The sequence below is a fragment of the Streptomyces sp. CA-181903 genome, assembly GCF_050937075.1.
Taxonomy (GTDB): Bacteria; Actinomycetota; Actinomycetes; order Streptomycetales; family Streptomycetaceae; genus Streptomyces.
Window position 1 is genome coordinate 1,436,052 of the sequence record NZ_JBNJLY010000001.1, and the last position, 15,847, is coordinate 1,451,898.

Annotated in this window: 16 protein-coding genes and 1 pseudogene; 4 read left to right on the forward strand and 13 right to left on the reverse strand. The window is 72.6% G+C overall.

The annotated features are described in order from the left end of the window. Positions 1 to 36 precede the first annotated feature (36 nt). Complete coding sequence (locus ACQEVS_RS06185; RefSeq protein ID WP_433016283.1) at positions 37 to 732, reverse strand: aminotransferase class IV; 696 nt, start codon at positions 730 to 732, stop codon at positions 37 to 39. A 453-nt stretch (positions 733 to 1,185) separates the two neighbouring features. On the opposite strand from ACQEVS_RS06185, the gene ACQEVS_RS06190 reads away from it, so the two are divergent. Further along, positions 1,186 to 1,917 carry a GntR family transcriptional regulator gene (locus tag ACQEVS_RS06190; RefSeq protein WP_433016286.1) on the forward strand — a complete coding sequence of 244 codons (732 nt, stop codon included), beginning with the start codon at positions 1,186 to 1,188 and terminating at the stop codon, positions 1,915 to 1,917. A 170-nt stretch (positions 1,918 to 2,087) separates the two neighbouring features. After that, positions 2,088 to 2,570 (forward strand): hypothetical protein, encoded by a 483-nt coding sequence (locus ACQEVS_RS06195; RefSeq protein ID WP_433016289.1) that lies wholly within the window; start codon positions 2,088 to 2,090, stop codon positions 2,568 to 2,570. 297 nt (positions 2,571 to 2,867) lie between these two features. Here ACQEVS_RS06195 and ACQEVS_RS06200 read toward each other — a convergent pair whose 3' ends face one another. The 9 genes and pseudogenes from ACQEVS_RS06200 to ACQEVS_RS06240 form a co-directional block, all read right to left on the reverse strand. After that, positions 2,868 to 3,299, reverse strand: a complete 432-nt coding sequence (locus ACQEVS_RS06200) for an ASCH domain-containing protein (RefSeq protein ID WP_433016291.1) — start codon at positions 3,297 to 3,299, stop codon at positions 2,868 to 2,870. Positions 3,300 to 3,308: 9 nt separating this feature from the next. After that, positions 3,309 to 3,611, reverse strand: a complete 303-nt coding sequence (locus ACQEVS_RS06205; protein WP_433016294.1) for a DUF6191 domain-containing protein — start codon at positions 3,609 to 3,611, stop codon at positions 3,309 to 3,311. A gap of 46 nt (positions 3,612 to 3,657) precedes the next feature. Continuing rightward, positions 3,658 to 5,976 (reverse strand): annotated as a pseudogene (locus ACQEVS_RS06210) (TIM-barrel domain-containing protein); the annotation flags it as partial. Positions 5,977 to 6,008: 32 nt separating this feature from the next. Further along, positions 6,009 to 6,272 (reverse strand): limonene-1,2-epoxide hydrolase family protein, encoded by a 264-nt coding sequence (locus ACQEVS_RS06215; protein WP_433027307.1) that lies wholly within the window; start codon positions 6,270 to 6,272, stop codon positions 6,009 to 6,011. After that, entirely contained in the window at positions 6,272 to 6,559 is a 288-nt protein-coding gene (locus ACQEVS_RS06220) for a nuclear transport factor 2 family protein (RefSeq protein WP_433016297.1), read from the reverse strand. Before ACQEVS_RS06220 ends, ACQEVS_RS06215 begins: the two co-directional genes overlap by 1 nt. 138 nt (positions 6,560 to 6,697) lie before the next feature. Beyond that, the gene (mshC, locus tag ACQEVS_RS06225) at positions 6,698 to 7,927 is read right to left on the reverse strand and encodes a cysteine--1-D-myo-inosityl 2-amino-2-deoxy-alpha-D-glucopyranoside ligase (protein ID WP_433016300.1); all 1,230 of its coding nucleotides are present in this window, start codon (positions 7,925 to 7,927) and stop codon (positions 6,698 to 6,700) included. Between the two features lie 295 nt (positions 7,928 to 8,222). Then, positions 8,223 to 9,029: an SCO1664 family protein gene (locus ACQEVS_RS06230; protein WP_433016303.1), complete on the reverse strand. Its 807-nt coding sequence runs from the start codon at positions 9,027 to 9,029 to the stop codon at positions 8,223 to 8,225. 236 nt (positions 9,030 to 9,265) lie between these two features. Next, on the reverse strand, positions 9,266 to 9,856 hold the full coding sequence (locus tag ACQEVS_RS06235; protein ID WP_433016306.1) for a DUF3090 domain-containing protein: 591 nt from the start codon (positions 9,854 to 9,856) through the stop codon (positions 9,266 to 9,268). 134 nt (positions 9,857 to 9,990) lie between these two features. Continuing rightward, the gene (locus ACQEVS_RS06240) at positions 9,991 to 10,695 is read right to left on the reverse strand and encodes a histidine phosphatase family protein (RefSeq protein ID WP_433016309.1); all 705 of its coding nucleotides are present in this window, start codon (positions 10,693 to 10,695) and stop codon (positions 9,991 to 9,993) included. A gap of 283 nt (positions 10,696 to 10,978) precedes the next feature. Between ACQEVS_RS06240 and ACQEVS_RS06245 the strand changes: the two genes are divergently transcribed. Further along, positions 10,979 to 11,962: a magnesium and cobalt transport protein CorA gene (locus ACQEVS_RS06245; protein WP_433016312.1), complete on the forward strand. Its 984-nt coding sequence runs from the start codon at positions 10,979 to 10,981 to the stop codon at positions 11,960 to 11,962. 355 nt (positions 11,963 to 12,317) lie between these two features. On the opposite strand, the gene ACQEVS_RS06250 is transcribed toward ACQEVS_RS06245, so the two are convergent. The 3 genes from ACQEVS_RS06250 to ACQEVS_RS06260 form a co-directional block, all read right to left on the reverse strand. Then, on the reverse strand, positions 12,318 to 13,109 hold the full coding sequence (locus tag ACQEVS_RS06250; protein WP_433016315.1) for a ferritin-like domain-containing protein: 792 nt from the start codon (positions 13,107 to 13,109) through the stop codon (positions 12,318 to 12,320). 213 nt (positions 13,110 to 13,322) lie between these two features. After that, a complete protein-coding gene (locus tag ACQEVS_RS06255) occupies positions 13,323 to 14,372 on the reverse strand; it encodes an LLM class F420-dependent oxidoreductase (RefSeq protein WP_433016318.1) in 1,050 nt (349 codons plus the stop codon). A 230-nt stretch (positions 14,373 to 14,602) separates the two neighbouring features. Then, the gene (locus ACQEVS_RS06260) at positions 14,603 to 15,196 is read right to left on the reverse strand and encodes a dihydrofolate reductase family protein (protein WP_433016321.1); all 594 of its coding nucleotides are present in this window, start codon (positions 15,194 to 15,196) and stop codon (positions 14,603 to 14,605) included. A 69-nt stretch (positions 15,197 to 15,265) separates the two neighbouring features. Here ACQEVS_RS06260 and ACQEVS_RS06265 point away from each other — a divergent pair, with 69 nt between their 5' ends. After that, complete coding sequence (locus ACQEVS_RS06265; RefSeq protein WP_433016324.1) at positions 15,266 to 15,844, forward strand: TetR/AcrR family transcriptional regulator; 579 nt, start codon at positions 15,266 to 15,268, stop codon at positions 15,842 to 15,844. The last annotated feature ends 3 nt before the right edge of the window (positions 15,845 to 15,847 follow it).

Below are 15,847 nucleotides of genomic sequence, written 5' to 3' on the forward strand. Positions count from 1 at the left end.
AAGGCAGGACGACCCGACCGGCCGGACCGGAACGGATCAGATCACATCCCACTCCGCGTTCGCGTACAGCGACCGCAGCCGCCCCACCACGGGTACGTCCACGGGGACGCTCAGTTCGTCGATCCGGCCGACGGGCGCGACGCCGAGGGAGTTGCTGACGAAGGCGCCGTCGAAGGAGGGGATGTCGGCGAGGCAGACGGGACGGCGGACCCAGGGGAGGCCGAGCCGGTCGAGTTCGCGGCGGAGCAGGAGCATGGTGATGCCGTCGAGGGCGGGGGCGTCCGGCCAGACGACGGTGTCGCCCTCGACGAAGCCCACGTTGGTGATGGCCCCCTCGGCCACGATGCCGTCCGGGCCGGTCAGCAGGGCCTCGTCGAACCCGGCGGCCTGGGCCCGGCGCAGGTGGTACGACTGCCCGAAGACGCCGGTGTGCTTGAGGTGCGCGGCGGGCCGCTGGTACGTCACGGCGGTGAGGCGCTGCGGCGCCTCCGGTTCGGGCGTCGGCGGCCGGGCGATCACCGTGGTGACCGGGCGGACCGTCCCGTCGCCGGGCGGCAGGTGGACGTAGACGCGGACGCCGGCGTCCGTCACCCCGGCCGTCCGCAGGGCGCCGCGGACGCGTTCGCAGACGAGGCCGCCGTCCAGGCCCTCGCCGAACAGTTCGCGGGTGGCGGCGTCGAGCCGTGCGAGGTGCAGGTCCAGCCCTCGGACCCGGCCATTCCGGATCTCCATCGCGGTCATGTGACCGTAACCGCCGAGGAAGGCGGGGAACAGGGGTCGGGGGCGACGGGGCGGCCGTCGACTTCGATGTGAGGGGTGGAGAGAGCGTTCATCTCCCCACCCTACGGCGCGGGTTGCCGCTCGGAGTTCGCCGTGGTTCCGGTCGCCGCCGGCCACACTGGAGCCGCCCGGGGCCGGGCAGGGGTAGTGCCGCGCCTGGTCGAGGCCATTCACCGAGCCGGTCGACGGAAGGCAGGGGACCCTGGCGTTCCGCCCCGCCGAGACGCGGTGGTAACGGCCGGAGAGGGCGTCCCAGGAGTTCGTAACACGCGCCCACCACGGCCCCTTGGCCACCGCATCGGACCGCAGATCGAGCACGTTCCCGGATCCGACCTCCCTTGACCGAGCCACCTGGCGTCACCACCATGACTACTGGACTGGTCCACCAGATGAGTTGAGGTATTCATGGCGCTACCGAAGTACGACCAGATCGCAGGCGACCTGCGGGGGCGCATCGTCCGCGGCGAGCTGAAGGCCGGCGACCCCCTGCCCTCCGAACGCGAGTTGACGGAGCGCTGGTCGGTGGCGCGGGCCACCGTGGTCCGCGCACTCGACGTGCTGCGCCAGGAGGGGCTGATCGAGACCCGCCAGGGAACGGGTTCGACCGTTCGGGCCCGGGCGCCGCTGGCGAGGACGGCCGGGGAGCGCTACCGCACGGCGGTGCGCACCGGGCAGATCTACACCGCCGGGGAGTACGCCGAGATCGTCGGGGCGGAAACGCTTCCGGCGCCGGAGGACGTGGCCACCGCGCTGGCGATCGAGCCCGGCGACCCGGTGGTGCGGCGGCACCGCATCACCTTCGAGGGTGAGGTTCCCACCGCGACCTCGTGGTCCTGGTTCACGGCGGAGGTCGCGGCCCTGGCCCCACGCCTCCTTCATCGGGAGCGGGTGCGGGAGGGCACCACGCGCTACGTGGAGATGCAGACCGGACGACGGCCGCACACCGGCCGTGACTGGTGGACGGCGCGTCTCGCCACCGCGGAGGAGTTGGAGTTGCTCCGGCTCGAAGGCCCGGCGGCCGTCGCGGAGGCACGTCATGTCGCCTACGACGCGGACGGCCGGGCGATCACCTACGAGGTCGGGGTGAGTCCGGGCGGGCGGTGGACGCGTACGGACGAGTACCCGATGAACGACTAGGAGTTCGTCAACTCGGCTCGGTGCCCCCACACTTGGTGGGGGCATTTTTCATCCCGGACACTTGACCTGACTAGTCCACCGGTGGACTATCCCAGTGCAGGGCGTCTCATCGAGGTGTCTCTCCGTGACCGCAGGAGCCCGAGCCCTGCTCACAACCCCGGGAGTCAATCATGTCCCCCACTTCAGGTCGTCCGGTGAACAACATGGCGCGCTGGCTCTGCCAGGCAGCCCCCTCGGCGCGGAAAGCGCTGGCCCAATGGGAAGCGGGCCGGACCACGCCGTTGACCGTCGGCCGACAATGGGACCTCGTCGAGGTCGACTTCACCCTCGCGACCGCCGCCATCACCCGGCTGAGGGACGCCGACCGCCACATCGGCCTCTACCTGATGGGAGGCATGGAACACGCGATGTGGTGGCTGCTGCCCCTCGGCACCGCGCCGCACCTCACCGGAGTGCCCGGGATCATGCCCCGGCCCAAGGGCTCGGAGCTGTTCGCCCCGCCGCCGGGAAAATACCGTGGAGACCGCGTCTGGGTGATCCCCGGCCAAGGCGGCGAGGAGTGGCGCACCCTCACGGCCGCCGATGACCTCCGTATCGCCGCCCGGACCGGCATGCGTCTGCTCGGCCGGAAGGCCGTCACGCCATGCCCCTGACCGGCCGGATCACACCGCACGTCGCTCCGCAGTGCGCCCTCGGCCACCACGCCGACTGCGAGGGTGCCATCGTCGTCCGCGTCATCGGCGCGCCACCGAGGGCGGACACCACCGAACGACTTCGCTGCACCTGTGCATGCGGCCACCCGGCCCGCGCCGATCTACAAGAAGACGAAGCCGACGCCCGACAGGGCCCGCCGGCGCCAACGGATTGATCACATCCTCAGAGCGGCCCCTACCGAACAGCGGCTAACGTCGTCGTGACGGGCCGGACACCGGCCGGTACGCCCATCTCCCCTACCCCTCCCGCAGATCCGCCACCAGGCGGAACCGCTGCAGGACCGCGAGCGTGGAGTCGTCCACCGTGAACTCCGGGTCGTCCATCGCCTCCCGCATCTCGGGGCCGTGCCAGAACGACTCGTGGTTCGCCCGCCATTCGGCGACGGAGGCGTCCCCCTCCCCCTCGTCGACGACGTGCGCGAAGTCCACGTCGGACAGCGGCACGACGCGGACGTCCGTCACCTCGATGACCGCCACCGGCCGGTCGCCGGAATCGACGACGACGCTTCGCTCCCCGACCCGGGGCAGCGCTTCGCCTTCGTGTTCGTAGTCGGCGACCAGGCCGGTGGTGGAGGTCTTGGAGCCGTCGAGGACGGCGGTGACGAGGCGGTCGCGGAGGGGGCCGGGGAAGGCGAACTCGGCGCGGGGGAGGCCGGTGGTGGGTTCCATGGTCGCAATCTAGTGCGGGTGATCACGTGGTGACAGGTGCGCCGTCCCCGCGTCGAGGTCGATGCCCGTCCGGCGTGGGGCGCCGTCCTGTTCGTCGTCGCGCAGGACCAGTTCGACGCGTCGCTGCTCCAACTGCGCGCGCTTGCCCGGGTACATGAGGCCGTGCAGCTCCTCCGGGGCGGTCGCGCCCACGCCGCGCGGGGCGCCGGCGCCACCGCCCCGGAGAAGGTGAACGCCCTTGCGGGCGGCGGCCAGCAGGAAGAGCGGGACGACGATCAGGAGGGCCAGACCCGGACCCGTCAGGAGGCTCATCACACCGAGGAAACGTGACGGGCCCGGGGGTGGTTCCATCCCGTCAGCCGACCGCGCTCGCGCCGCGCAGTTTCAGGGTGAACGGGTGGTCCGTGGAGCGGCTGGGGGAGGTGAGGTGGATGGTGCCCCCGCGGTCGGTGGGGGCGTACCACCAGCCGGGGGTGGAGGAGTCGGGGGTGGTGCGGGGGAGCGGGCGGCCGTCCAGCCAGACCGCTCGCGGGGCCGTGCGCGAGTGGGCGGTGAAGGTGTACGGGCGGGAGGACTGCTTGCCCTGGAAGGTGCCCTTGGACGCGCCGACGTGGACGGTGATGTCGCCCCGGCCGGTGTGCGGCGCGTGGACGGTCACCGTCTGGCGGGCCGAGGCGCCGGTGCGGTGGGCGCGGGTGGTGCCGTCGTCCTCGTAGAGGGTGAAGGAGGAAGTGCCCTTGGGGTAGAGGTCCCAGGCGAGCGGGGAGCCGGGGGTGCGGTCGCGGTGGGAGCGGATGCCGGGCCACATCGGGATGGCGGCTCCCGCCTTCACGAAGAGGGGGAGGGTGTCCAGCGGGGCGCGGTAGCCGTCGATCGTGGTCGGGCCCTGGTACGTGCGGCCCGTCCAGTAGTCGGTCCAGGTGCCGCGCGGCAGGTAGATGCCGTCGCGCGTCTCTCTGTCCTCGTACACCGGGGCGACGAGGAAGTGCTCACCGCTCAGGAACTCGTACTTCGCCGCGTCCGTCGCCGCCTTGGGGTCGTCCGGGTACTCCAGGGCCAGCGGGCGGACCGGGCCGACGCCCGTGCGGGCCGCCTCCGCCGCGTACGTGTACATGTACGGGAGGAGCGATTCCTTGAGCTTGAGGTACTTGCGGTTGATCGAGGTGAACGGCTCGCCGTACCGCCAGGGCTGCTTGTCGCTGGGCGCCCAGCCGTCCATCGTCATCACGGTCGGCAGGAACGCCTTCCACTGGAGGTCGCGGACGTACGTCTTCGCGCTGCCGCCGAAGATGCCGTCGATGTCACCGGTGGTGTAGGCGAGGCCGGACATCGTCGCGCCGGCGTAGGTGGGGATCTGCCAGCGGATGTAGTCCCAGGAGCCCTTCTGGTCGCCGGACCACTGCACGCCGCAGCGCTGGGCGCCGGACCAGCTCTCGGGGGCCCAGGTGAAGCCGCGGGCGTCGCTGTTGTCCTCGATGCCCTTGTACGCGTCCTTGCAGCCGTCGAGGGCGAACTTGTAGCCGTCGCCGACCCAGGCGACGTCCAGTTTGGCGACGCGCTGTCCGGCCTTCACCTGGTCGGCGAGTTTCGTGAGACCGTTCTCGGTCCACAGGCCCATGGTCATCTTGCGGTCGGCGAGGCCCTTGTTCACCTCGGACAGGTTCTCGTAGCCGCAGCCGTAGCCGTCGTTGACGAGCATCCAGCCGAGGGGGAGGTCGTGTTCGACGTAGCCGTCCGCGACCTTGAGCGCGTCGAGGGTACGGCGCTCGCCGCGGTTCTTGTTGTGCAGGTAGCAGTCGGAGTCGCCGACCTCCAGGCCGTACAGCGGCGGCAGGAAGGGGCGGCCGGTCAGCCGGGTGTAGCCGCCGATGATGTTCTTGGGCGTCCGGCCCGCGAAGTAGTACGCGTCGAAGCGCTGTTCCCGGGCGGTGGCCGTCACCGGGTCGGCGAAGTCGTAGGTGTTGGGGGCGTACGTGTTGCGGTACACGCCGTAGCCGGCCGAGGAGAGGTAGAACGGGACGGAGTTGGGGTGGCCGCCGTCGTTCCAGTCGTAGTCGGCGCCGACTTCGACCTTCTTGCCGCGGTGCGAGGTGTTGCCGCGGCCGTTCTGCATGCCGGCGCCGTAGAACCGCTCGTCGGCGCCGCGCGCGAGGGACTGCGTCGTGCCGTTCTCGTCCCAGGTCAGCCCCTTGGTCTCGGACCAGAGGCGGGTGCCGTCGGCGCGGTGGAGCGCGAAGCGGAGCGGTGCCTTGTAGGCGCGCAGGGTGAGGGCCGAGGTGCTCAGCTCGTAGCGGTCGCCGCGGTCGCGCCAGCGGGTGGGCGGCGGCGCGCCCTGCGGCAGGACGATGTCCTTGCCCGTGGGGTCGGTGAACTCGCCGTCGGGGGCCAGTCGGAGGCGGAGGGTGTCGGGGGTGACGAAGCGGATGCGGGCCTCGGACCGGCCCGCCTTTAAGAGGTAGTCGGGGCCTTGGCGGGTGAAGGAGGTGACGTCGCCGACGGTGTGCGGTTCGGTGCCGGGCTCGTCGGCGGCCCTGGCCCCCGCTTGGGGACCGGCGAGGGCCGCGAGGAGGCCGAGTACGGCGAGGAGGACGGTGGTCGCGGGGGTTCTGTGGCGGGTGCGAGCGTGGGTACGGGCGCGGGCGTGGGTACGGACGCGGGTACGGGTGCGAGCGGTCATGCGGCATGCTTAGCGCACTGTCGTGCGCATGACTACGGGGCGTTTCCCCGGCCCGCCCCCGGAGCGGGCACCCCCGCCCTCGCCGATTCCCGGAACCGCGCCCCGCACCCCCTGATCGCGGCTCGCCGCTCGTCCTCCGACGGCCCCGGAGGGGGCACCCTCGACGGGCCGGAATCAGTCCTCCCCCGCACCGCCCCCAGGTCGAAGTAGTCACGCCACGCCGCGATCAGCCCGTCCCGGATCTCGAAGACTCCGGCGACCCGCACCCGCACCTCCGCCCCCGAGCGGAGCCGCATCACGTCCGTCCGCTCGTTGAACACCACTCCCCGCCCCCGGTTTCGGACGATGCCTGGTGGTGGACGGTGAAGTCGGCGGCGGTGAAGCGGGCGAGGAAGTCGGTGAAGTAGGCGTGGATGCGGTCCCGTCCGACCACGGGCGGCAGGGGCATGCTGTGGTAGGTCCCGTCCTCCGCGAAGAAGGACGCGAGCCGGGCGGCGTCCAGCCCGTCCCACGCCGCGAAGAAGCGTGCGACGACGTCCTCCGGCCCGGTCCCCGTTCCCGTCCTCGTCCCCGCCCCCGTCATGGAAGGTCACCTCTTCCGGTCTCGAACCGACGTGTCCGAAGAGCCTACGAGAGCCCCGCGCGGAGGAACGGACGAGGGTGCCCGCCCGCCTCCCCGGCGGTGGGCACCCTCGTCGTACTCCTGATCCCGTAGCGCCGCCTAGAGGGCGACGCCCAGCAGTGCGTCCACCGTGCGCGACACCAGGCCGGGCGCGCCCTCGTCCGTACCGCCGTCGGCGGCCTGCGCGGCGGCCCAGCGGTCGACGGCGGCCAGGGCGGCCGGGGCGTCGAGGTCGTCGGCGAGGGCCTCGCGGACCTCGTCGAGCAGGGCGTCGGCGGACGGGCCGTCGGGGCGGGAGACGGCGGCGCGCCAGCGGGCGAGGCGCTCGACGGCCTCGGCGAGGACGTCGTCGGTCCACTCCCAGTCGGCCCGGTAGTGGTGGGACAGCAGCGCGAGGCGGATCGCGGCCGGGTCCACGCCCTCGCGGCGCAGGGCGGAGACGAAGACCAGGTTGCCCTTGGACTTGGACATCTTCTCGCCGTGCAGGGCGACCATACCCGCGTGCACGTACGACTTGGCGAACGGGTGCTCGCCGGTCAGGGCCTGCGCGTGCGAGGCGCCCATCTCGTGGTGCGGGAAGATCAGGTCGGAGCCGCCGCCCTGGACGTCGAAGCCCATGCCGAAGTGTTCCAGGGCGATGGCGACGCACTCGATGTGCCAGCCGGGGCGCCCGGGGCCGAGGGAGGCGCCGTCCCAGCTGGGCTCGCCCGGGCGGGCGGCCATCCAGAGCATCGGGTCGACGGGGTTCTTCTTGCCGGGCCGGTCCGGGTCGCCGCCGCGCTCGGCGGACAGCAGCCGCATGGCCTCCGCGTCCAGGCCGGAGACCTCGCCGAAGTGGGCGTCGGAGGCGACGGAGAAGTAGACGTCGCCGTCGAGCTCGTAGGCGGCGCCCGCGTCGCGCAGGCGCTCCACCAGCGGGACGATCTTCGGTATCGACTCGACGGCGCCCACGTAGTGGCGCGGCGGCAGCAGCCGCAGGGCGGTCATGTCCTCGCGGAACAGGGCGGTCTCGCGCTCCGCGAGGGCCTCCCAGTCGTCGCCGTTGGCGGCGGCCCGCTCCAGCAGCGGGTCGTCGATGTCCGTGACGTTCTGGACGTAGTGGACCTGCCGCTTGGTGTCGAGCCACACGCGCTGCACGAGGTCGAACGCGTTGTAGGTCGCCGCGTGCCCCATGTGGGTGGCGTCGTAGGGCGTGATGCCGCAGACGTAGAGGCGGGCGACGGGGCCGGGGACGAGGGTCACCCGTCCACCGGTCGCGGTGTCGTGGATCCGGAGGTCGCGGCCCTTGCCGGGCAGGGCGGGAACCTCAGAAGCGGGCCAGGCATGCATGTCCTGAGCGTAACCGGACGCGGGTTCCGGATACGAACCGGAGGGGGCGGTTGGCCGAGAAGAGGGTCTTGCGCGGGGGTGGGGGTGTGCCCCGGGCCCGCCCTTTCTCCCCCAGCTACCGCTGGGAGGTGCCCCCGGTTTCTTGCGGGGGCAGGCCCCCGCACCCCCGGGGCGGGCTGATCCCAGCCCGTCCGGCGATTGAGGACGAGCGGCGAAGCCGCGAAAGGGGGGTCTGGGGGCTTGCCCCCAGGAATCGGCGAAGGGGAGGGTCCGGGGCACAGCCCGCCGCAGGCGCCTACACCGGCGGCCACGGAATCGCGGGCCACTGCCCGCTCGGCTCCCGGTGCCGCCCGGTACGCAACAACTCGGCCACCCGCCCCCGCAAAGCGTCGATCTCCGCCGGAGTGATCAACTCCGCCAGCCGCCCCGCCAAAGGGCGCCCCTCGGCCAGATCGGCCGAAAGTCGCCGCAACGCCTCCACCGCCTCCTCCGTCAACGGCTCCCCCGCCCACCCCCACAGCAACGTGCGCAGCTTGTCCTCGGCGTTGAAGGTGACACCGTGGTCGATGCCGTAGAGCCGGCCGTCGGCGGCGGGCAGCAGGTGACCGCCCTTGCGGTCACCGTTGTTGATCACCGCGTCGAGGACGGCCAGCCGGCGCAGCCGCTCGTCGTCGGCGTGGACGAGCAGGGCCGGGCGGCCCTCCCCCACCTCCGCGTAGCCGACGGCCTTCCAGCCGGGCCCGGGCTCGTCGCCCTCGACCAGGGCGAGGAGGCGCCGCGTCTCCTCGGCGGCGCCGTCGTCGGCCGGGCCGTCGATCCAGAGCTGGCACATGCCCGGCCCGTAGGGGCCGTCCCGGAGGACGGTCGGGGGGACCAGGCCCCAGCCCATCGCCTCGGAGAGCTCGTAGGCGGCCACCTCGCGCTGGGCGAGGGTGCCGTCCGGGAAGTCCCAGAGCGGGCGCTCCCCGGCGACCGGCTTGTAGACGCAGGCCGCGGTCACGCCCTCGTACGCGACCGTGCAGTACAGGACGGCGTTGGACGCCTCACGGATCTGTCCCCGGACCGTGAGCTCACCGCGGGCCAGCAGCTCCCGCGCGGTCACGCCGGGCCCGGCGGACTCCGGGACGGCGGCCCCGCCGGACCCCGGCGATCCCCCGTACGTCTCGGCCGGCGAACCGCCGCCCGACTCCGAAGGCAACCCACTGCCCGGCGCAGACGGCGACCCACCGCCCGTCTCGGACGGCGATCCGCCACCGAGCTCCGACGGTGACCCGCCATCCCTCTCCGCCGGCGATCCCCCGCCCGACTCCGGCGACGGCCCGCCGCGCTCCCGCGGGCTCACGCTCCGCGGCGGTATCCGTTCTGGCGCGGACATACGTGTCCCTCCGGGTCGAGCGGCAGGCTGCACAGCGGGCAGGGCGGCCGGCCGGCGTTGACGATGTCCAGGGCGCGCTTGGCGAAGGCGCGGGCCATGGTGCCGGTGATGCGCACGCGCAGCATGGGCGGCCCGTTGGTCTCGTCCTGGAGGAGTCGCTCCTCGGCGGCGGCCAGGTCCTCGTCGGTGTCGGCCTCCAGCTCGACGAGGGCCTGCGCCTCGACGACCATCCGCTCCCCCTCGGCGTCCCAGGCCAGGGCCATGGTGCCGACGCGGAACTCCTCCTCGACGGGGGTGTCCAGCGGAGCGGTGTCGGCGTGCTCGACGGGTGCCACGGCCGGGACCGGGGCGCTGCCGCCGGTGCGCCGGACGACCTCGTCCAGCAGTTCGTCGATGCGCTCGGCGAGCGCTTCCACCTGCGCCTTCTCCAGGGCGACGCTGGTGGTCCGGCCGGCCGCGCTGGCCTGGAGGAAGAAAGTGCGGCGGCCCGGCAGCCCGACCGTGCCGGCGACGAAGCGGTCCGGCGGGTCATAGAGGAACACCTGACGGGACAACGTCCTGCTCCATTGTGTCGGTGGTCGGAGGGGGAATCTGCGGAACGGAGGGGGAAGCTGGGAACCACGGGATGCTCGGCGGGCTCAGGCGCCGCGACGGCGTCCCCGCGCCCCCACCCTACTGCTCATGTGGATCACGGTGCTCCCGCACCGCCTCCCACCACGGCCTCCCCGGGGTCACCCGCCGCCCCGGCCGGCGGCGCCGCGCGCGGGGCGAGCGACGCGGTCTCGCCGGTGTCCCCCAGCCGCAGCAGGTACGGCCGCAGGGGGGTGTAGCGGATCACCGTGAGCGAGCAGGGGTCGACGGCGATCCGCTGGAACTGGTCGAGGTGCAGCCCGAGCGCGTCGGCGACGACCGCCTTGATCGGGTCGCCGTGCGAGCACATGGCGTAGACGGCGTCGGGGCCGTGCTCGCGCTCGATCCGCCCGTTCCAGTCGCGGACCGCGTCCACGGCGCGGGACTGCATCGCGCGTAGGGACTCGCCGCCGGGGAAGGAGGCGGCGGAGGGGTGCCGCTGCACGACGGTCATCAGCGGCTCGTCGTGGAGTTCGGCGAGCTTGCGGCCGGACCAGTCGCCGTAGTGGCACTCGCCGATCCGCTCGTCCGTGTGCGAAGGCAGCTCCGGGCGGGCGGCGAGCAAGGGGGCCACGGTCTCCTGACAGCGTTGGAGGGGACTGGTGACGAGAGCGGCGAGCGGGATCTCCCGCAGGCGGTCCGGGAGGGCCGCGGCCTGGGCGGCGCCCCGCTCGTCCAGGGCGACACCGGGGGTCCATCCCGCGAGCACGCCGCCGGTGTTGGCGGTGGACCGGCCGTGCCGGACCAGGATCAGGGTGGGCATGCACGCCAGCCTACGACGGCCCCCGGACGGACACCGACGGCGGTGTGACGGGGACGGGCGTGGGGCGGGCGGTGCGCGATGTCCGGTCTGCGCCTGCGGTCTGCAATCTGCGTCCGCGGTCCGCGACGGGACACCGACCGCTGTGCCCGACGGACACCCGGCGTCGATGTGCGTCGGACACCGGCAGTGATGCGGCCGACGTCTCCGGCACCGCGGCGGACGTCTCCGGCACCGCGAACGACGAACGGCCCCGGGAGAGGAGCCGGAAAGGGAGAATGCCCGCGTGATCGTGGACTTCGCCATCTATCGGAACGGACACCGCACGGACGGGCCGGCCGACTTCTCCGACGCGCTCGACCAGGCGCGCGCCGACGGGGACGCCTTCCTCTGGGTCGGCCTGCACGAGCCGACGGAAAGCGAGTTCGACCTGGTCACCAGCGAGTTCGGGCTGCACCCGCTGGCCGTCGAGGACGCCCTCAAGGCACACCAGCGGCCCAAGCTGGAGGTGTACGCCGACTCGCTGTTCGCCGTGCTCAAGCCCGTCGTCTACGACGACCACGCGGACACCGTGAGCACCGGTGAGCTGATGCTGTTCCTCGGCGACTCCTTCGTGGTGACGGTCCGGCACGGCGTCGGCAACCCGCTGACCGAGCTGCGGGCCCGCCTCGAGGACCAGCCCGACCTGCTGCGCTGCGGGCCGACGGCCGTGCTGTACGCGGTGAGCGACGCGGTGGTGGACCACTACACGGAGGTGTCCGGGCTCCTCCAGGCCGACCTGGACGAGCTGGAGTCCGAGGTGTTCGCCCCGCCGGGCAACGACAACAAGAACATCGCGTCCCGGATCTACGCGTTCAAACGGCAGGTGGTGGAGTTCCGGCGGGCCACCGTGCCGCTCGCCGAACCGGTGGCCCGGCTGGCGGGCGCCGGGCTGCCGTTCGTCAACGAGGAGGCACGGCCGTTCTTCCGCGACGTGGGCGACCACCTGGCGCGGGCGAACGAGGCGGTGGAGCAGCTGGACCGGCTGCTTTCGGACATCCTCTCCGCCCACCTGGCGCAGATGGGTGTGCAGCAGAACGACGACATGCGGAAGATCTCCGCCTGGGCGGCGATGGCGGCGGCCCCGACGATGATCGCCGGGGTGTTCGGGATGAACTTCGTCCATATGCCGGAGCTGCGGCAGGTGTGGGGGTATCCGGCGGCGCTGTTGCTGATGGTGGGCGTGGTGGCGCTGCTCTACCGGCTGTTCAAGCGGCGGGGGTGGCTGTAGGGAGGGCCGGGGACCACGGAGGCCCGGGGCCTCGTTCTCGCCTGCGGACTCGTTTTGGGGGCGGGGTCTCGTTTTCGGGGCGGGGTCTGGTTCTCGGGCCGGGTCTCGGTCTCGGGTGGGGTCTCGTTCGCGGCCGCGATCTCGTTCCCGGGCAGGGACTCGTTCGCAGCCGAGATCCCGTTCCCGGGCCGGATCTCATTCCCGGGCCGGATCTCATTCCCGGGCCGGATCTCATTCCCGGGCCGGATCTCATTCCCGGGCCGGATCTCATTCGCGGCCGAGATCCCGTTCCCGGGCGGATCTCATTCCCGGCTCGTTCCCAGGCGGAATCTCGATCTCGGGCCGGGTCTCGTGCTCAGGCGAACTCCGGCACCACCGCCACCGCGCCACCGCCCAGCGCGTCCCGCCGCTCCGGCATCCGCAGGGAGACCATCCGCCGCAGGCCGCCGAGCCGTTCGGCCGCGTACAGGGCGTGGATGCCCGCGGTGAGCGCGGCCGACTTGGCGCGGGGCCAGTTCAGCAGGCGTCCCATGCGTCCCATGGCGGCGAGGCTGACGTCCCGGTGGACGCCGGTCTCGGCGAGGGCACAGTCGCGCAGCAGCGTGTGGATCGTCCGGCCGTGCCCGGCGGCGGCGAGCCGCAGCAGTTCCTCGTGGCAGTACGCGAGGTGGTTGGCCTCGTCGTGGCAGATCATCCGGATGGCGCGGCCGACTTCGGGGTGGTCGCCGAAGTGGTGGGTGAGCATCCGCATCCGGTCGGCGGCCCGCTGCTCGGTGATCCGGCTGTGCACCAGGTAGGCGATGACGTCCCGGACGGTCAGCGGCTCGTCCGCCCGCAGTCTGGCGTGCGGCAGGCCGATGCCGCGGCGTTCGAGGAGCATCGTGTAGTCGGTCTCCGGCGGCACCTCGGCCGGTTCCAGGCCGCGTCGGCGCAGCAGGGCCAGGAAGATCCGGCCGTGTTTGTCCTCGTCGGCGCCATGCCGGGCGATCCTGGGGGCGAGGGCGCGGAGGCTCTCGGGCACCAGGGTGGAGATCCGGCCGTTCTCCCAGCCGCCCTGTGCCTCGCCGCTCGCGGCGATGGAGCAGAACAGGCGGAACGCCTCGTCGTCGTCGAGGATCTCCTGGAACAGACTTCTGGCCGTGAGCATGGCCCTCACCTCCGTGGGGACCAGTCAAGGTCCCCACGGAGGGGGGCGCCAGCCAGGAGGCGGCGGGCGCTCGGCCGAACGGACGACGACGGACGCGCGCCCCGGGCGCCCCCCGCCGCGTAACCCGGCGGGTGTAAGGGCGTTGAGCCCGGTGCCGGCCGTGGCGGGGAAGACCCCCGAGCCCCCACCACGGCCGCGGGGCCTCTCGGAGCGTCAGGCGAGCCCGGCCCGCTCCAGCGCCTCGACGCCGGCACGCAGCCCGGCGATCCGCTCCTCCAGCGTGAAGCCCGCGGGGGTGAGGGACAGCGTGGTGACGCCGGCGTCGGCGTAGGCGCGCATCCGGTCGGAGATCCGCTCCACGGAACCGAGCAGCGACGTCGAGTCGATGAGCTGCTGCGGGACGGCCGCGGCCGCGCCCTTCTTGTCGCCGGAGAGGTACTTCTCCTGGATCTCGGCGGCTTCCTTCTCGTAGCCCATGCGCACCGCGAGCCGGTTGTAGAAGTTCTGCTTGGCGCTGCCCATGCCGCCGACGTAGAGCGCGGTGTAGGGGCGGAAGGTGTCGGCGAGGGCGGCGACGTCGTCGCCGAGGGCGAGCGGGACGGTCGGGACGAGGTCGAAGCCGTCCATGTCCTTGCCGGCCTTGGCGCGGCCGGCGCGGATCGAGCCGAGGGTGGTCTCCTCGGCGAGCTCGGGGGCGAAGAAGAGGACGAGGGCGCCGTCGGCGATCTCGCCGGTCTGCTCCAGGTTCTTGGGGCCGATGGCCGCGATGTACAGCGGGATGTGCTCGCGCACCGGGTGCACGGTCAGCTTGATCGGCTTGCCGGGGCCGCCGGGCAGCGGCAGGGTCCAGTGCTCGCCCTCGTGCGTCAGGCGCTCGCGGGCCATGGCCTTGCGGACGATCTCGACGTACTCGCGGGTGCGGGCGAGGGGCTTGTCGAACTTCACGCCGTACCAGCCCTCGGAGACCTGCGGGCCGGAGACGCCGAGGCCGAGCCGGAACCGGCCGCCGGAGAGGGAGTCGAGGGTGGCGGCGGTCATGGCCGTCATGGCGGGGGTGCGGGCGGGGATCTGGAAGATGGCCGAGCCGACGTCGATGCGCTCGGTCTGCGCGGCGACCCAGGAGAGGACGGTGGGCGCGTCGGACCCGTACGCCTCGGCGGCCCAGCAGACCGCGTAGCCGAGCCGGTCGGCCTCCTTGGCGACCGCGAGATTGTCCGCGTCCATCCCGGCGCCCCAGTAGCCGAGGTTGATTCCGAGCCGCATCCCGCTCTCCCTACCCATCAGTAACGTCGTCGTTCCGGGGACTGTAGCGCGCGGACCGGTGGTACGTCACCGGGTGCCGCGGCGCCGGGGGCGGAGGGGTGGGGGTGGGACGTCGGGGGCCGGGGCGTTGGGGCGCGACTGCGGGCCTACTCCTCACGCGCGATCCGCGAACACCCGCGCAAGCGCGGGATCCGCGCGGTGCTCTGGTCCGCCCGCTGAACCGGAACCGTCTAGCGGCGGGTGAGGCGTGTGAGAGTGACCCCGTGGGGGAAGGCGGTGCGCTCGGCGACGTCGAAGACGGTGGGGTCGAAGACACCGTCGACCAGCGGGACCCCGGCACCGGCCACGACCGGGTAGGTCTTGATCAGCAGTTCGTCGATCTCGGGCAGCAGCGCGCCCGCGAGCCGGCCGCCCCCGCAGAGCCAGACGTCCAGGCCGGTGCCCACCTCGCCCTTGAGCTCGCGGACGAGGGCCGACGGGTCGTCCGGCACGACGGTGACGGCCGGGTCGATGTCCGGGGCGAGGGTGCTGGACACCACGTACTGGCGCAGGTGCGCGTACGGGCTGGTGATCCCGCTGTCCAGGGCGGGTCGGTAGGTACCGAGGCCCATGACGACGGTGTCGAAGCGCCGGTTGGGCGTGCCGGCGACCCCAAAGGCAGCGCGGTAGGCGGTCGGAACGGTCTCCGGGTACAGCGCGTTCAGCCACGTCGAGTAGGTGGCGGCCTGCCGCTCGTCGCCCTGCGGGAAGAAGTCGAACTCGCCGCCGGAGCCGGCGATGCGGCCGTCGAGCGAGACGCCGACGTAATAGACGAGCTTTCGCACAGTGGACCCCCACACGTAGTACTCTGACTGAAGTGGTTTGAACGTAGTACTACACCTGGAGTGATGTCAATGGCGAGACGAAACGACCAGCGGCGCGCGGCCCTCGTCGACGCGGCGATCGAGGTGCTGGCCCGGGAAGGCGCCCGCGGCCTGACCTTCCGGGCCGTGGACGCCGAGGCCGCCGTTCCCGTGGGCACGGCGTCCAACTACTTCACCAACCGGGACGACCTGTTCACCCAGGCGGGCGCCCGGGTGTACGAGCGGCTTCGGCCCGACGAGGCCACGATCGCCCGCCAGCGGGCGGCCGGCCGCGATCGGGAGACCTATGCCGAGCTGATGCGCGAACTCGTCGGCCGCGTCGCCTCCTTCCGCACCGGTTACCTCGCCCTGCTGGAACTCCGCCTGGAGGCCACCCGCCGCCCCGGTCTGCGCGAGGTGCTCACCGAGCGGGTCCGGGCCGACGTCGACGCCAACGTCGTCTACCACGAGGCGTCCGGCCTCCCCGGCGACGCCACGGCCGTCAAGCTGCTCATGCTGACGCTGAACTGGCTGATCGTCGAGCAGCTCACCCTGCCGGACGTCTTCACCGAGGAAGAGCGTGAACAACTGGTGACGGCCGCGGTGGAGCGCATCGTGGCGGCGGAGTAGAGG

Coding starts and splice junctions, on each gene's coding strand:
- ACQEVS_RS06185 (WP_433016283.1), bottom strand. CDS start 732: ATGGAGATCCGGAATGGCCGGGTCCGAGGGCTGGACCTGCACCTCGCA.
- ACQEVS_RS06190 (WP_433016286.1), top strand. CDS start 1,186: ATGGCGCTACCGAAGTACGACCAGATCGCAGGCGACCTGCGGGGGCGC.
- ACQEVS_RS06195 (WP_433016289.1), top strand. CDS start 2,088: ATGTCCCCCACTTCAGGTCGTCCGGTGAACAACATGGCGCGCTGGCTC.
- ACQEVS_RS06200 (WP_433016291.1), bottom strand. CDS start 3,299: ATGGAACCCACCACCGGCCTCCCCCGCGCCGAGTTCGCCTTCCCCGGC.
- ACQEVS_RS06205 (WP_433016294.1), bottom strand. CDS start 3,611: ATGAGCCTCCTGACGGGTCCGGGTCTGGCCCTCCTGATCGTCGTCCCG.
- ACQEVS_RS06215 (WP_433027307.1), bottom strand. CDS start 6,272: ATGCGGCTCCGCTCGGGGGCGGAGGTGCGGGTGCGGGTCGCCGGAGTC.
- ACQEVS_RS06220 (WP_433016297.1), bottom strand. CDS start 6,559: ATGACGGGGGCGGGGACGAGGACGGGAACGGGGACCGGGCCGGAGGAC.
- mshC (WP_433016300.1), bottom strand. CDS start 7,927: ATGCATGCCTGGCCCGCTTCTGAGGTTCCCGCCCTGCCCGGCAAGGGC.
- ACQEVS_RS06240 (WP_433016309.1), bottom strand. CDS start 10,695: ATGCCCACCCTGATCCTGGTCCGGCACGGCCGGTCCACCGCCAACACC.
- ACQEVS_RS06250 (WP_433016315.1), bottom strand. CDS start 13,109: ATGCTCACGGCCAGAAGTCTGTTCCAGGAGATCCTCGACGACGACGAG.
- ACQEVS_RS06255 (WP_433016318.1), bottom strand. CDS start 14,372: ATGCGGCTCGGAATCAACCTCGGCTACTGGGGCGCCGGGATGGACGCG.
- ACQEVS_RS06265 (WP_433016324.1), top strand. CDS start 15,266: ATGGCGAGACGAAACGACCAGCGGCGCGCGGCCCTCGTCGACGCGGCG.